Below are 13,956 nucleotides of genomic sequence, written 5' to 3' on the forward strand. Positions count from 1 at the left end.
CATCATGGCAAAGCGCATTGAACTGAAGGAACTGAACATCCACTACGGGGATTTCCTGGCCGTGGAGAATGTGAACATGACGATCGAGCCCCGCTCGGTCACCGCCTTCATCGGGCCCTCGGGTTGCGGCAAGTCGACCGTGCTGCGCTCGCTGAACCGGATGCTCGAGGTCACCCCGGGCGCCCGGGTGGACGGCAAGGTCATGCTCGATGACGTCAATCTCTACGACAAGGCAGTGGATCCGGTGCGGGTTCGCCGCCAGGTGGGCATGGTCTTCCAGCAGCCCAACCCCTTCCCCACCATGTCGATCCGGGAGAATGTGCTGGCCGGCATCCAGCTGAACAACAAGTCCATGCCGCACGCCCAGAAGACCGAGCTGGTCGAGAAATCGCTCAGGTCGGCCAATCTGTGGGAAGAGGTCAAGGACCGCCTGGACCGTCCCGGTTCGAGCCTCTCCGGTGGCCAGCAGCAGCGGCTGTGCATTGCACGGGCCACCGCAGTGCAGCCCGAGGTGCTCCTGATGGACGAGCCCTGCTCGGCCCTGGACCCGATCTCCACGCTGGCGATCGAGGACCTCATCCAGGAGCTGAAGGAGGACTACACGGTCGTCATCGTCACCCACAACATGCAGCAGGCCGCCCGGGTGAGCGAGAAGACCGGCTTCTTCACCATCAACGGCACCGGCCTGCCGGGCCACCTGGTGGAGTTCGACGACACCGAAACCATCTTCTCCAAGCCGAAGGAGAAGCAGACCGAGGATTACATCACCGGCCGTTTCGGCTGATCGGTACTGCCCAGAGACTTCCGCGCTCCAGACATTCAGCCCAAGCCTTGCAGGCGGCCAGCGGATCCGATCAAGCCTTGCAGCTCGTCATGCCCAGCGACTGCTCCATGGTGAGAACCCGAGCCGCCTTGTTCGGCAGGTCCGCGGCGAAGGCTGAGTCGTTGTGAGCGGCCTGCACGGTGTCGGCAATCATCTGGGGAACTGTGGATGGGTCGACGTTCAGGGCGATGTCGCCGCCGGCGCGCAGGAAGAGGGTGCCCCTGCTGGCCACCGGATAGGACGACAGCGCCGCAGCGGCGCCGAGGTCGTCGGAAATGATCACCTTGGAGAAGCCGAGCTTGCCGCGCAGCAGATTCTGCACAATCTCCGGGGAGAACATCGCCGGATGATCGGGGTCGATCCTGTCGTAGACGACCGAGCTGATCATCATCGAATCGGTACGTCCGGTGAGCGCGGCGAAGGTCTGCACCTCGTCCGAGTCAACGGTGGTCACCGTGTCGTGGGCCACTCCGAAGTCGGTGTTGACGGTGACATTTCCCAGCCCCGGGAAGTGCTTGGTGGCATCGGCGACCTCGGCCCGGTGCAGGCCGTCGATGACCGCCGAGGTGTTGGCCACGACCTGGTCCTTGGTGGCGCCGTAGCCGCGGCCAAGCTTGCCGATCGGCTCGTTGGCCGAGACATTGGCGGCCGGCACCAGATCGGCCACCGGCGCCAGGTTGTAGTCGACCCCGGCCCCGGTGAGCTGGCCGCCCCAGGTGGCCCAGTCGGCGGTGAGCGCATCGACCGATTGTGTGGCCTGGGCGGTGGCTTCCGGGATCTGGTCGAAACCGGGGCCGGAGAGGCGCTGCACCTCCCCGCCCTCCTGGTCGACTGCCACCATCACCTGGGGATCGGTCCTGCGCAGCGCGGCAGTGAGCTGGCGGGTGGCGTCGGCGCTGCCGGGGTTGGCCATCAAGATCACCGAGCCGGTCTTCTGGGCAGCCAGCTGCCCGGCCGCCTGCGAGTCCGACGTCGTCGTGATGGCGCCCATGTAGAGCAGCGCCACCTGGTGGTCCAGGTCGAGGGATTTCGCGGCGGCCAGGCAATCACCATTCTTCGCCGGGGCCGTCGGAGTGGCCGATGGAGAACTGCTGGCACCGGTGCTCGATGAGGAAGCACGTGCCGAAGGGCTGACGGATGAGGTGGCAGAAGCAGTGCCGGAGGGCGCCGCCGGCACTGGGCTCGTGCGGGAGGGACCCGACGAGCTGTGCTGCGGCGTGTCGCCGGTCGAGGAGGGCGCCGGGGCGCAGGCGGTCATCGCCACGGCCAGCGCCGAGACGACCAGGCCCGCCAGCAGGCCCCGTGTGCGATGTTCTGGAGCTGACGGTCCTGAATCCGGGTTACGGTTCACTTCTCGGCTCCGGCCCTGTCGCACTCGTCCGCGATCGCGAGCAGGGCATTCTCGACCACCTCGGCCAATTCGGGGTGCGCCCAGTACTGGTTGACCGCCATCGTCCGGGCGTCAATGCCGAAGCTCATCGCGGCGACCAGCAGCTGACCCAGCTCCGGGGCCTCCGGCCCGATCAGGTGCGCACCCAGCAGTTCCCCGGTCTCAGGGTCGGCGAGCAGCTTCACGAAGGAGTCCTGGTCGTTCAGGGCCCAGCCGTAGGCCACCGTCGAGTAGTCCTGCATGACGCTCACATAGGCTCGTCCGGCCTTCTCCAGCTGCCGCTCGACAGCCCCCACCGTCAGCATCGGCGGATCGGTGAAGACCGCCCGCGGAATGACATCGCGCCTTGTGGACGCGAGATCATCGGGGTGCAACAGGTTGTGCTGCACAGTGCGAGCCTGGGCATTCGCGACATGCTTGAGCTGGTGGTGGTCGCAGACATCGCCCAGCGCCCAGATGTGCGGCTGGGAGGTGCGCTGGTGCTCGTCGGCGATCACGTATCCCTGCTCATCGGTGGCGACGCCGGCCTTGTCCACGGCCAGCAGGTCGCCGTTGGGCACATTGCCGACCGCCATCAGCAGGGCATCGGCGTGGTAGTTGTACTCGACGCCGTCGGTGTCAGTGGTGGATATGTCAAGTCCCCCGTGGCTGCCGGGCTCCACCCCGCTGAGCTGCTGCTTGAGATGTATCGAGAAACGGCGGCTGGCCAGCTCGGTGGCCCTGTCGCCGAGGTCGTCGTCCAGCATGCGCATCAGTCTCTGCCCGCGATGGATGATCGTCACCTTCGAGCCATATGACGAGAAGACATGGCCCATCTCCAGCGCGATGGTGCCACCACCCACGATGACCAGGTGCTTGGGCAGCTTCTTGATCCGCATCACCGTCTCGTAGGTGTGGACCAGGCCGGCCAGGTCGGGATCGTCAAGGCCTGGAACATCGAGATGACGGGGGCGGGAACCGGCAGCCAGCACGAACTGGTCCGCGCTGATGGTGTGCCGCCCCACAAGGAGGTGATGGTCGTCGATGAAGGCTGCGGAGCTGCGGAAGACTGTGACATTGGAGCTGCTCTGCCGCCACTCCAAGCCGTCGCGGGAGATCGTGTCGGTGCGCCCGAAGATGCGCTGCTGGATGGCGGCGAAATCGACCCCCTCGAGGCTGAGTTGCACGCCGACCCTTTCGGCGTCAAGCGGCGCCCGGGCGAAATTGGCGGGCACGATGAGCATCTTGGAGGGAATGCAGCCGACATTGAGGCAGGTGCCGCCGAACAGCTCCTGCTCGCCGACGCCCTGATCGACCATTGCCACGGTGCGATCGTCGAAACGCTCGTCGACGATCGTGTTCCCCGAGCCCGATCCGATGATGCAGATGTCGAAGTGCTCACGCGTCATGGCCCCATACTTTCACGGGGCGGGCGTCAGCTGCCGGAACTGATGTACGAGTTGGAGTCCTTGCCAGCCAGCGCAGCCGCCGGTTCGGCATAGCTGATCTGCACGCAGTGGGTACCCAGGAAGTGGAAGGTGGTCACCGAGGCCAGCGCGCAGTGGCGGCTGTTGGGCAGGTGCGCGACGCGGTGCCCTTCGAAGGCGAGGCGGGCGATCCAGATGGGTGACTGGTGGCTCACGACCAGCGCCTGGCCTCCGGGGCCGGCGGCCTTGGCGGCATCGGTGAGCGCGGCGGTCATGCGGGCGGCAACATCGGTGTATGCCTCGCCCCAGGAGGGTTTCCAGGGGTTGCGCAGCAACGGCCAGTTGGCGGGCTTGCGCAGGGCGTCCAGGTGCGGCCCGAATCGCTGGCCGGCGAGTTTGCTGCCCGTCTCGATGAGCCGTTCGTCGACCACCAGCTCGACACCCGGGTGCTCAGCCTTGATGGGCTCCATGGTCTGGCGGGCTCTCAGCAGGGGGCTCACCCGCAGGTGCGTGAGTGGAAAGTCCCTCACATGCTCGGCCACCATTGCGGCCATCGCCACACCATTCTCGGACAGGTGGAAACCGGGCAACCGCTCATACAGCACACTCTCGGGGTTGTAGACCTCCCCGTGCCGCACGACGTGAACCAAGGTCCGCTGTTCTTCCACCGGTTGTTCCTCCCCTGAATTCAAGAAGTGGGTCAGCGCGAGCCGCGACGACGCTTCCTGGCGGACGGCTTGGTGACCGGCTGGCCAGCAGCGATCAGCTCGTCACGACGACGTTTTGCGGCCTGGGCCAGCACATCGGCCACTTCGAGCAGATTGGGATGCGCGGCGATGGCGTCCACATGCAGGCCGTGCTCCTCGCAGGCCTCGGCGGTGGCCGGGCCGATGACGGCGACGAGTGTCTGGGCGTGCGGCTTGCCGGCGATGCCCACCAGATTGCGGACTGTGGTGCTGGAGGTGAACACGACCGCGTCGAAGCGCCCGGACTTGATGGCGTCGCGGGTGTCGGGCGGCGGCGGTGAGGCGCGCACCGTGCGATAGGCCGTGACGTCGTCGACATCCCAGCCGAGCTGGGTGAGGCCGGTGGCCAGTGGCTCGGTGGCGATGTCGGCGCGCGGCACGAAGACCTTGTTGATCGGGTCGAGCACGTCGTCGTAGGCGGGGAATTCGGCAGCCAGACCGGCGACGGTCTGGACACCTCGCGGAGACAGATCGGGGACGATGCCCCAGGAGCGCAGCGCACGCGCAGTGTCGGCACCGACGGTGGCGATCCGCAGGCCGGACAGCGCGCGGGAGTCCAGGCCGTACTCCGAAAGCTTGTTGAACACCGCCCGCACAGCATTGCCGCTGGTGAAGATGACCCACTCGTAGTGGCCGTCCACCATGCCGCGCACTGCCTTGTCGAGCTGCTGGGGATTGCGCGGAGGTTCCACCGAGATGGTGGGCACCAGCTCGCTGGTGGCGCCGTGCAGCCGCAGGCGTTCGATCAGCGGTGTGCAGTCGGCCCGGGTACGCGGGATGAGTACGCACCAGCCGAACAGCGGCTTGGTCTCGTACCAGTCGAGTTCTTCGCTGCGATCGGCTGCTGCGCCGATCACCAGGAGCACGCGCTCGGCCTCGAGGTCCTCATCCGCCGGGGCCTCGGAGACGGCGAATTCGGCGAGCGTGGCCACCCGGGAATGCTGGTGCAGGGAGCCGCCGCCGGTGGTGACCAGCACGTGCTGGTCCTCCGGGCGACCGGAGTCCAGTGCGGCCTTCGCGACCGCCGAGACCTGGCTGCGCCGGCAACCCACGATGACGCTTCCCAGGGCGGGAACATCGATGGCATCGGCGTCGGCGGGGACGGCGAACAGCTGCACCGGCAGCTCGGACAGTCGCACACCGGCCAGCGTGGCCGTGGCGGTGAGGGTGGGCACGCTGGGGATGATGTCGATGGCACAACCGGACTGCGCACAGGCCTGCGCCTCGGCGGCGATGCCGGCCTCCAGCAGCGGGTCACCGCCGACCAGCCTGACCACCGTCTTGCCCTGTGCGGCGCGCTCGCATTCGAAGGCTACGAGATCGTCGAGATCGGCGAGCAGGAAGGTGTCGTCGACGGTGGGCATCTCCACCTCGGCGTCCTCCAGCACAGCGCGCAGATCTCCTGTGGTGACCAGGAGGTCGGCGTCACGCAGCGCGTGCAGACCCGCTACGGTGAGCGTGTCCGCAGAACTGGCGCCGACGCCGACGAAGACGACCCGGCCAGTCATCCCTGGCGAGTCCTGTTCCTTCAGTTCTTCGTCATCACTCATGATGTCGTCATTCAGCTGGACCATGGAGTGCCCGTCTTCCAGTCTGTGGCTCCGGACGGCTGCGAATTGTGCGACGGGAACGATGACCTCGCCCCTCGTCACGAATGGCAACCAGGAAATTACAGTCCCCGCTCCGGCGGCCGATCGGCATCAGGCGCAAGGCCTCCGCCGATCCACCTGCCGCGGGGATCGCGACTACTTTCCGGCGCGACGACGCTGGATGCGCGTCTTCTTGAGGAGCTTGCGGTGCTTCTTCTTTGCCATCCTCTTGCGGCGCTTCTTGATGACCGAACCCACAGTGGACCTTTCGTGCTTCCGGGCCGGAACGAGCCGTGGTGCGCGGTGTTGTCGCGCTCCGTACGGACAGCCTGTTCCCGCCCGATGTGCTCATCGGATGGAATGCTTCGTGGCCGGATCGGGTGCTGAGCGGAACAGGCCGCGTAGTGACCTGGCCCCGCCCGCCTCAACTTCCGGCCGGTGCCGCCCACCGCTGGCTCATGCGCTTCGCCGGAGCATCACGAGGATGCACCACGAAGACACCGTCCTGCGGCGGGAGAACAGGGGGAGTCTACCTTGAACAAAGCGATGTGCGAAAATCATCGGTTCCCGAAGACATCCATCGACAACCCCAGACTGGCAGGCTCAGCCGCGAACGGCGGCTTCGGTCAGCTCAGCGCTGCGCCGCACACAGGCCTCCACGGCGTCCTGAATGGCGGCTCGCAGGGCGTGCTCGTCCATGGCCCGCAGGGCGGCCCCGGTGGTGCCGCCGGGCGAGGTGACAGCCTCCCGGGCAAGTGCTGGATGGGTGCCGGTTTCGTCGAGCAGGCGCGCCGAGCCGAGAACGGTCTGCACGGCCAGCTCGGTGGCCAGCGGACGCGACAGGCCCTGAGTGACACCGGCTTCCACAAGGGCTTCCACGAAGTAGAAGACATAGGCGGGCCCCGACCCGGAGATCGCCGTCACGGCGTCCTGGAGGTTCTCGGGCAGCACCACAGCCTTGCCGACGGTGGACATCAGCGAGACCGCGAGGCCCTCCTGCTCGGGGCCGGCATGGCTGCCCGGTGAGACACCGGCCATGCCGGCACCCACAGAAGCCGGAGTGTTCGGCATCACCCGCACAACGGGGGTTCCTGCGGGCAGGTGCGATTCGAGCAGTGCGCAGCTCAGCCCTGCGCACAGGCTGATCACCACGGTGCCGGGGCGCAGCGCAGCGGAGATCTCGTCAAGCACGCCCAGTGCTTTGACGGGTTTGACGGCCAGCACCAGGACCTCGGCCCAGGCGGCAGCGGTGGCATTGTCGTCGAAGGCCTGCACGCCGGTCTCCTCGGCGATCTTCTCGCGGGTTGCCGCGGTGTGGGAGGTCACGCCGATGGTGGACGCGGGGCGACCGGCCTTCACCAGGCCGCGCACCAGAATGCCGCCCATCGTCCCGGCACCGAGCACTGCCAGCGTGGAGTAGTTCTGCGAAGAAGTCATCTCAGTGCGCCGCCACGATCTCGGCGACCTGGATGGCGTTGAGCGCGGCGCCCTTGCGCAGATTGTCCGAGGCGATGAACATCACCAGGCCGCGGCCGTGCGGCGCCGACTGATCCATCCGGATGCGCCCGACCAGGCTGGGGTCGATGCCCGCCGCGTCGCGCGGAGTGGGTACATCGGCCAGCTGCACGCCAGGGGCCTTGGACAAGATCTCAGTGGCCTCCTCGACGCTCACATCACTGGCGAACTCGGCGTGCACCGACAGACCGTGCGAGGTGAACACCGGCACCCGCACGCAGGTGCCGGCCACCAGCAGATCCGGAATGTGCAAGATCTTGCGCGACTCGTTGCGCAGCTTCTGCTCCTCGTCGGTCTCCAGGGAGCCGTCGTCCACCGCATTGCCGGCCCAGGGCACGGCGTTGAAGGCAATCGGCTTCACATAGGGGCCGAGATCATCGGGATAGGCGGTCGCGTCGCCGTGGAAGGTGAGCCCATGGATGTCGCCCTCGCAGGCCTGCCGGGTCTGGTCCTCAAGGGCCTTCACGCCGGAAAGCCCGGATCCGGAGGTGGCCTGGTAGGTGGCCACGATCAGCCGGTTGAGCACGAATGCATCGTGCAGCGGCTTGAGCACCGGCATCGCCGCCATCGTGGTGCAGTTGGGATTGGCGATGATGCCCTTGGGCGGGTTCGCGGCGTCCTCGGGGTTGACCTCGCTGACCACCAGCGGAACTTCGGGATCCATCCGCCAGCACGAGGAGTTGTCGACGACGATTGCGCCTGCGGCGGCCACCTTGGGGGCGTACTCGTGGGAGGCCTGCTTGCCCGCCGAGAAGACGGCGACGTCGAGGCCCTTGAAGTCCGCGGTCGCCATGTCTTCGACCGTCACCTCGGTGCCGCGCCAGGCCAGCTTCTTGCCCGCGCTGCGCGAGGATGCGAAGTAACGGATGTCATCGACGGGAAAGCCCCGCTCGTCGAGCAGGGTGCGCATCACGCCGCCCACCTGCCCGGTTGCCCCAAAGACGCCAACATGCATGCGCCCAAGGGTAGTGGTCCGGTGTCAGAGCCAGGACACGACGTTCTTCAGCAGCGAGTAGCCGACGAAGCTGAACACATCGAGAAGGGTGTGCGCGATCACCAGCGGCCACAGCCTGCGGGTGCGCTGCCAGTACCAGCCGAAGGCCAGGCCCATCACGAGGTTCCCGGCGAAGCCGCCGAAGCCTTGATAGAGGTGGTAGCTGCCCCGGATCAGGGCCGAGACGGCGATGGCTGCGCCGGGGTGCCAGCCGCACTGGCGCCAGCGGGTGAGCAGGTAGCCGATCATCACGACTTCCTCCAGCATGCCGTTCGCGAAGGCCGCGAAGACATACATCGGCACGGTCCACCACTGGGAGGCGAGATTGCCTGCCGCGATGGTGGTGTTCACGCCGATTGCCCTGGCCAGCAGGTACAGGCCGAGGCCGGGAACGCCGATGGCCGCGGTGATGCCGACGCCCGTCAGCGCGTCGCGGCGCGTGCGGCGCCCGTCCAGGCCGATAGCCCGCCAGGGATTCGATCCAGGACGGCGCACATTCATCAGCAGATACAGCGCCAGCGGCACCGCGGCGGCCAGGAAGACATTGTTGGCCAGCTGATGAGCCAGGTCGAGCCACGGACGATCGGGTGTCACCGAATTGTTCAAAGAAGTGGTCTGATGGCTCAGCGGCGGCCCGGCGGTGAGCTTGTCCAGCAGGGAGAGCACCGAGTAAACCGCCGACTGGCCAAGGCAGATGGCCAGCACGAAGACGGTCTCCAGACCCAGGTGCGAGCGCCGGGCCCCCTGGCGCGAGCCATGCACTTCGACGGGCGTCCCTGCTGCCAGCGGCACCTGGGCGTCCATCAGCGCGGGCTCAGCAGGCTGCGCAGGTGATCCATGACGCCGGACGGGCGCATCGCCACCCGGCGTAGGAAGTAGTCATACCAGCCGGGCCCGAACGGCAGCTGAGTACGCATGATGCAGCCGATATCGGCCAACCTGCGTTGCTCCAGAGGACGCACACCCAGCAGCATCTGGAACTCGTAGCTGTCAGCCGGGCGGGCTGCACGGCGGGCCAGGTCGAGGGTGATCTCGACCATCCGGGGGTCGTGGCTGGTGACCACCGGATGCGCCAGTGAGGACATCAGCGTGTTGAGGCAGCGCACGAAGGACAGGTCCACCTCATGGGATTTGTTGAAGCTCTTCTCGGCGGTGTCGCGCCAACTGCCTCTGCACAGCCGCACCCGCATGCCCTGCGCGGCGAGTTCGCGGCAGTCTGATTCGGTGCGGCGCAGCATCGCAGGAACGGTGACGCCCACCGAGGGATGATCCATCCGCAGCTCCTGGACGACCGAGAAAATGCGGTCCATGTCGCCCTTGGGGACCACATCGATGGTCACAGTGCAACCGCAGTTGTCGGCTGTCCGGCAGATCCGGCGAAGATCTTGCATTCCCGAGACGGGGTGCGGGCCGTCCTCGGCAAGCCCCAGAGCGTCGATCTTGACCAACAGGTCGACACCGGCGGAAAGGTGGTGCTCGTCGAGGCAGCGCAGAACTTCCAGGTAGACCGCGCCGCTCGCGGCCACACCGGCCGGTGTCGGATCCGGCACACGGAGTGGATCGATGCTCACCGCCAGGCCCTTGGAGAGCCTGTCCCCCACGGTGTGGATCAGCATGTCGATGCTCTCCCCCGCCACATAACGATTCGCCAGTTCCCGGGTGGCCGGGGATTCGGCGAGCAAGCGGCGAACGCGGCCGGTGCGCGCCATGGCCAGCAGCCTGCCGCCCATGCCGGGGCCGCCACCTGTGTCGGGGATCACCGCTGGACCGCCGACCACAGGTGTGCGCGGGTCTCGTCGAGCACGCGAGTGAGGGTGCGCAGCCGGTCCTCGTGGTCGTCGGCCTTGCGGGTGTTCACCTCGAGCACGATGTGCCCCTGGTAATCGCTGTTCACAAGGTATTCGAGCAATCCCCAGGCGTTCTGGTCGCCCTCGCCGGGCATCAGGTGCTCGTCCATGGGCGAATCTGAACCATCGGTGAGGTGCACATGGCGCAGACGCGGACCCCAGGCCTTCGCCATCTCCAGGGACTGACGCTGCGAGGTGGCCGCGTGCGAGAGATCCAGGGTGAGAGCGTCGTAGTCCATCGCGGTGGGATCCCAGCTGGGCGCGTAGGCCTGGAAGGGCCTGCCCGGGGTACGCCAGGGGTACATGTTCTCCACGGCCACGGTGACGCCGGTCTGCTCGGAGATCTCCCGGACTCCTTCCACGAATCCGGACGCATAGCCGCGCTGCCAGCGCAGCGGCGGGTGCAGCACGACGATGTCGGCACCCAGATCGGTGGCGGCCGCGCAGGAGCGACGCACCTTGTCCCAAGGGTCGGGGCCCCAGACATTCTGGGAGAGCAGCAGGCAGGGGGCGTGGATCGCCACGATCGGCATCGTGTACTGGGTGGACAGGCGTCCAAGATAGGGAACGTCCGCACTGGCGGCGTCGATGCCGACCATGATCTCGACACCGTCGTATCCGGCCTCGGCAGCAATGGCGAAGCAGTCGGCGGTGTGTTCGGGATAGACACTGGAGGTGCTGAGCGACACGTCCGGACGAGGGATGTGCGCGGAACCTGAGGGGGGTTTGCTGACCACGTCCCCACCGTAATCGACCCGCGCAACGGCGGGCCAGCTACGGAGGGAAACCGTCTTGTCAAGAGCCTGTGGCACCCAATTTCGTGTATGCGTAGGGGCATTGAGACAATGGCCACATGCATGTCGACCATCTCACGTTCGCTGCTGGACCCGAAGGACTCGCCGCCACTGTCAGCCGGCTGGGTCAACTGCTCGGCGAGGAGTTCAAGGACGGCGGCTTCCATCCCCGTTTCGGCACCCGAAACAACATTCTTCCCCTCAACCGCGACCGTTACATCGAGGTCGCCGAGGTGCTCGACCACCCCGTCGCCGAGAAGGCGGTCTACGGCCAGGCCGTGCGCGCCCGCTCCGAGATGGGCGGCGGCTGGTTGGGCTGGGTCATCTCGGTGGATGACTTGAGGCCCATCGAGAAGCGCCTGCAGCGCGAAGCGGTCGCCGGATCGCGGCACTTCCCCGACGGCCGGCTGCTGGAATGGCACCAGATCGGCGCGAAGGGCCTGATCACCGATCCGCAGCTGCCCTATTTCTTGCAATGGGACAGCGCAGCGGATGTGCTGCCCTCGGCGCTGCCCGCCGACATCACGCTCACCTCTCTGGAGATCGCCGGTTCGCGTCAGCGGGTCGAGGAATGGATCGGGCACACCGTGCCGGATGTCTTCGACGGCATCACGATCGAGTTCACTTCACCCAATGGCCATCCCGGGATCAATGCCGCAGTCTTCGCGACGCCTGACAAGGGGCTTGTGCGGATCTGAGGTCTGCCAGACCCTGGCCTTTCAAAAATGTCGGTGGCGCCCAATAGCGTGGTTGCGTGGCGAAGAAACACGAGGACCGCTATCAGTGCACCGAGTGCGGCTGGACGAGTGTGCGCTGGGTCGGCCGCTGTCCGCAATGTCAAACCTGGGGCTCCGTCGTGGAGCGCGAGGGTGCGTCAGGCACGCAGAAGGTCAGCGCCGCGGCTCCGCACACTCCAGCAGTGCGCATCGCCGAGGTGTCTGCAGAGGCAGCCGATCGCACCCTGACTGGCATGCCCGAGCTCGACCGAGTGCTGGGCGGTGGCCTGGTGCCCGGCGCGGTGGTGCTGCTGGCTGGGGAACCCGGGGTTGGTAAGTCCACACTGCTGCTCGAGGTCGCGGCTCGCTGGGCGCGTGAAGGCCGTCGCACGTTGTACATCACCGGCGAGGAGTCGGCCTCCCAGGTGAGGCTGCGGGCTACCCGCACCCATGCTCTGGCCGACGAGCTGTTCCTTGCTGCAGAGAATGACCTGGGGACGATCCTCGGGCACATCGAGCAGGTCTCCCCCAGCCTGATGGTGCTCGACTCGGTGCAGACCGTCGGCACCGCCGAGACCGACGGCATCGTCGGCGGCACAGCGCAGATCCGCGAGGTGACAACGGCCCTTGTGCGGGTGGCCAAGCAACGCAACATGGCGGTGGTGATCGTCGGCCATGTCACCAAGGACGGCGGTATCGCTGGGCCACGCACCCTGGAGCATCTGGTCGATGTGGTACTGGGCTTCGAAGGCGACAGGCATTCGGGTTTCCGCATGGTGCGGGCCACCAAGAATCGTTTCGGGCCCGCCGACGAGGTGGGGTGCTTCGAGATGGCCGAGGGGGGCATCGTCGAGGTGCCCGATCCATCTGGATTGTTCGTCACCCGGCACGAGGAACCGATGCCCGGCACCTGCGTCACCGTGACGATGGAGGGGCGGCGTCCGCTGCTGGCCGAGATCCAGGCGCTGGTGGCGCCAGTGCCCAACGAGACACCGGCGCGGCGGGTCACCAATGGAGTGGACTTCTCGCGGGTGGCCATGGTGCTGGCGGTGCTGCAGCGCAAGGCCCGTCTGCCGCTGAGTAGGCGCGATGTGTACGTGAGCACGGTGGGCGGAGCACGGATCACCGACCCGAGTGTGGATCTCGCGGTTGCCATTGCGGTCGCCTCGGCATCGGTGGAGCGCAATTTCCCCCGCCGCGTGCTTGCCATGGGCGAGGTGGGCCTGGCCGGCGACCTGCGGCGGGTTCCCGGCCTGGAGCGGCGGGTCAGTGAGGCCGATCGGCTGGGTTTCGAGCTGGCGGTGGTGCCCTCCAAGAGCCGGGATCGCACGGCGAATCTGCCCGCATTACGCAATCTTGAGGTGGTGGAAGTGCCCACGCTGGCGCAGGCCCTGGCGGTGCTCGATCTGCGGCGGGAAGAGCGGGGGCATCGGGGCGAGTAGCCGAGATGTCGGCCTGAGGATATCCGCCGCTGCGTCGGGCAGTCCCGCCGTGGCCAGACATCCCTCCACCAGGGTTACGCCTGTGCCGTAGCCGTAGCGCTCCGCCAGCTGCGCATAGGCCCCCGGCGACCTGGAGACCATCGCGGATAACCGACGCCGGATGATCGAAATCAAGATGAGCCCCGGAAAGATCAACAACAGTCCCACCACCGAGGTGACGGGCAATCCATCCACGAGCATCCGGTCACGGCCTGCGACCACACCCTTGTGGAACCGCACATCCAGCTGGGACGTCTGCCGCCTTACGAGGCCGTGAATTCGTGCCTGGAAGCCACCAGATCACCCGCTCGTGAACCACTGCCGCCGAGACATAGGTGACCAACCACATCTCCGGCGCCGGAGACACGCTGCTCTGCGTCCTGGGCCGCGTCGGTAGCCAGCCATGCAGCCCGCACGTCCTGCAATGCACCAAAACCCGCAAACGGCAACGCGTACACCCCGTGACGCACCCGACGAACGCTTCCCCGTTCAACCAGCCTGCCCCGCACCACACGGCTGACCCCGGCACTCTGGGCCTGGGTATGGCTACCTCGTGGTGGGGGGCGTCCGCCCCCACGCCCGGGGGTGGCGGTGGTCGCTCGTTGCGCGGCGCGCACGGCGGGAGGTGGGTCCTAGGGCCCGCCCGGGGGGGCGG

The 13,956-nt window shown here is 67.0% G+C and carries 13 protein-coding genes; 3 read left to right on the forward strand and 10 right to left on the reverse strand.

Going from position 1 to position 13,956, the window contains the following annotated elements; genetic code table 11:
* The first annotated feature begins 4 nt into the window (after positions 1-4).
* Positions 5-784 (forward strand): phosphate ABC transporter ATP-binding protein PstB, encoded by a 780-nt coding sequence (pstB, locus tag ABF648_RS07140; protein ID WP_415631611.1) that lies wholly within the window; start codon positions 5-7, stop codon positions 782-784.
* A gap of 70 nt (positions 785-854) precedes the next feature.
* Here the strand turns inward: pstB and ABF648_RS07145 are convergent, their stop codons facing one another.
* From ABF648_RS07145 to ABF648_RS07190, 10 genes are all read right to left on the reverse strand, one after another.
* Positions 855-2,174 (reverse strand): glycoside hydrolase family 3 N-terminal domain-containing protein, encoded by a 1,320-nt coding sequence (locus ABF648_RS07145; protein WP_415631612.1) that lies wholly within the window; start codon positions 2,172-2,174, stop codon positions 855-857.
* A complete protein-coding gene (locus ABF648_RS07150; protein ID WP_415631613.1) occupies positions 2,171-3,601 on the reverse strand; it encodes a mycothione reductase in 1,431 nt (476 codons plus the stop codon). The genes ABF648_RS07145 and ABF648_RS07150 overlap by 4 nt, the downstream gene beginning before the upstream one ends.
* Positions 3,602-3,627: 26 nt before the next feature.
* Positions 3,628-4,287 (reverse strand): histidine phosphatase family protein, encoded by a 660-nt coding sequence (locus ABF648_RS07155; protein WP_415631614.1) that lies wholly within the window; start codon positions 4,285-4,287, stop codon positions 3,628-3,630.
* Positions 4,288-4,319: 32 nt separating this feature from the next.
* Positions 4,320-5,915, reverse strand: coding sequence for a uroporphyrinogen-III synthase (locus ABF648_RS07160; RefSeq protein WP_415631615.1), 1,596 nt, complete (start codon positions 5,913-5,915; stop codon positions 4,320-4,322).
* Between the two features lie 195 nt (positions 5,916-6,110).
* Complete coding sequence (locus ABF648_RS07165) at positions 6,111-6,212, reverse strand: 30S ribosomal protein bS22 (RefSeq protein WP_002550589.1); 102 nt, start codon at positions 6,210-6,212, stop codon at positions 6,111-6,113.
* A 345-nt stretch (positions 6,213-6,557) separates the two neighbouring features.
* Positions 6,558-7,391, reverse strand: coding sequence for a pyrroline-5-carboxylate reductase (proC, locus tag ABF648_RS07170; RefSeq protein ID WP_415631616.1), 834 nt, complete (start codon positions 7,389-7,391; stop codon positions 6,558-6,560).
* Position 7,392: 1 nt separating this feature from the next.
* Positions 7,393-8,424, reverse strand: coding sequence for an aspartate-semialdehyde dehydrogenase (locus tag ABF648_RS07175; RefSeq protein WP_415631617.1), 1,032 nt, complete (start codon positions 8,422-8,424; stop codon positions 7,393-7,395).
* A gap of 24 nt (positions 8,425-8,448) precedes the next feature.
* Positions 8,449-9,267 carry a CPBP family intramembrane glutamic endopeptidase gene (locus ABF648_RS07180; protein WP_415631618.1) on the reverse strand — a complete coding sequence of 273 codons (819 nt, stop codon included), beginning with the start codon at positions 9,265-9,267 and terminating at the stop codon, positions 8,449-8,451.
* Entirely contained in the window at positions 9,267-10,223 is a 957-nt protein-coding gene (locus ABF648_RS07185; protein WP_415631619.1) for a proline dehydrogenase family protein, read from the reverse strand. The genes ABF648_RS07180 and ABF648_RS07185 overlap by 1 nt, the downstream gene beginning before the upstream one ends.
* Complete coding sequence (locus ABF648_RS07190; RefSeq protein ID WP_415631620.1) at positions 10,220-11,047, reverse strand: sugar phosphate isomerase/epimerase family protein; 828 nt, start codon at positions 11,045-11,047, stop codon at positions 10,220-10,222. The genes ABF648_RS07185 and ABF648_RS07190 overlap by 4 nt, the downstream gene beginning before the upstream one ends.
* 116 nt (positions 11,048-11,163) lie before the next feature.
* On the opposite strand from ABF648_RS07190, the gene ABF648_RS07195 reads away from it, so the two are divergent.
* Positions 11,164-11,802: a VOC family protein gene (locus ABF648_RS07195; RefSeq protein WP_415631621.1), complete on the forward strand. Its 639-nt coding sequence runs from the start codon at positions 11,164-11,166 to the stop codon at positions 11,800-11,802.
* A 56-nt stretch (positions 11,803-11,858) separates the two neighbouring features.
* Positions 11,859-13,262, forward strand: a complete 1,404-nt coding sequence (gene radA, locus ABF648_RS07200; protein ID WP_415631622.1) for a DNA repair protein RadA — start codon at positions 11,859-11,861, stop codon at positions 13,260-13,262.
* Positions 13,263-13,956 lie beyond the last annotated feature (694 nt).

Source organism: Propionibacterium sp., assembly GCF_047719395.1.
Classification (GTDB): domain Bacteria; phylum Actinomycetota; class Actinomycetes; order Propionibacteriales; family Propionibacteriaceae; genus Propionibacterium.

What these genes read in the sequence shown, in the direction of transcription:
- proC (WP_415631616.1), bottom strand. Translation starts at nt 7,391, where the DNA reads ATGACTTCTTCGCAGAACTACTCCACGCTGGCAGTGCTCGGTGCCGGG.
- ABF648_RS07195 (WP_415631621.1), top strand. Translation starts at nt 11,164, where the DNA reads ATGCATGTCGACCATCTCACGTTCGCTGCTGGACCCGAAGGACTCGCC.
- pstB (WP_415631611.1), top strand. Translation starts at nt 5, where the DNA reads ATGGCAAAGCGCATTGAACTGAAGGAACTGAACATCCACTACGGGGAT.
- ABF648_RS07160 (WP_415631615.1), bottom strand. Translation starts at nt 5,915, where the DNA reads ATGAGTGATGACGAAGAACTGAAGGAACAGGACTCGCCAGGGATGACT.
- ABF648_RS07150 (WP_415631613.1), bottom strand. Translation starts at nt 3,601, where the DNA reads ATGACGCGTGAGCACTTCGACATCTGCATCATCGGATCGGGCTCGGGG.
- ABF648_RS07175 (WP_415631617.1), bottom strand. Translation starts at nt 8,424, where the DNA reads ATGCATGTTGGCGTCTTTGGGGCAACCGGGCAGGTGGGCGGCGTGATG.
- ABF648_RS07180 (WP_415631618.1), bottom strand. Translation starts at nt 9,267, where the DNA reads ATGGACGCCCAGGTGCCGCTGGCAGCAGGGACGCCCGTCGAAGTGCAT.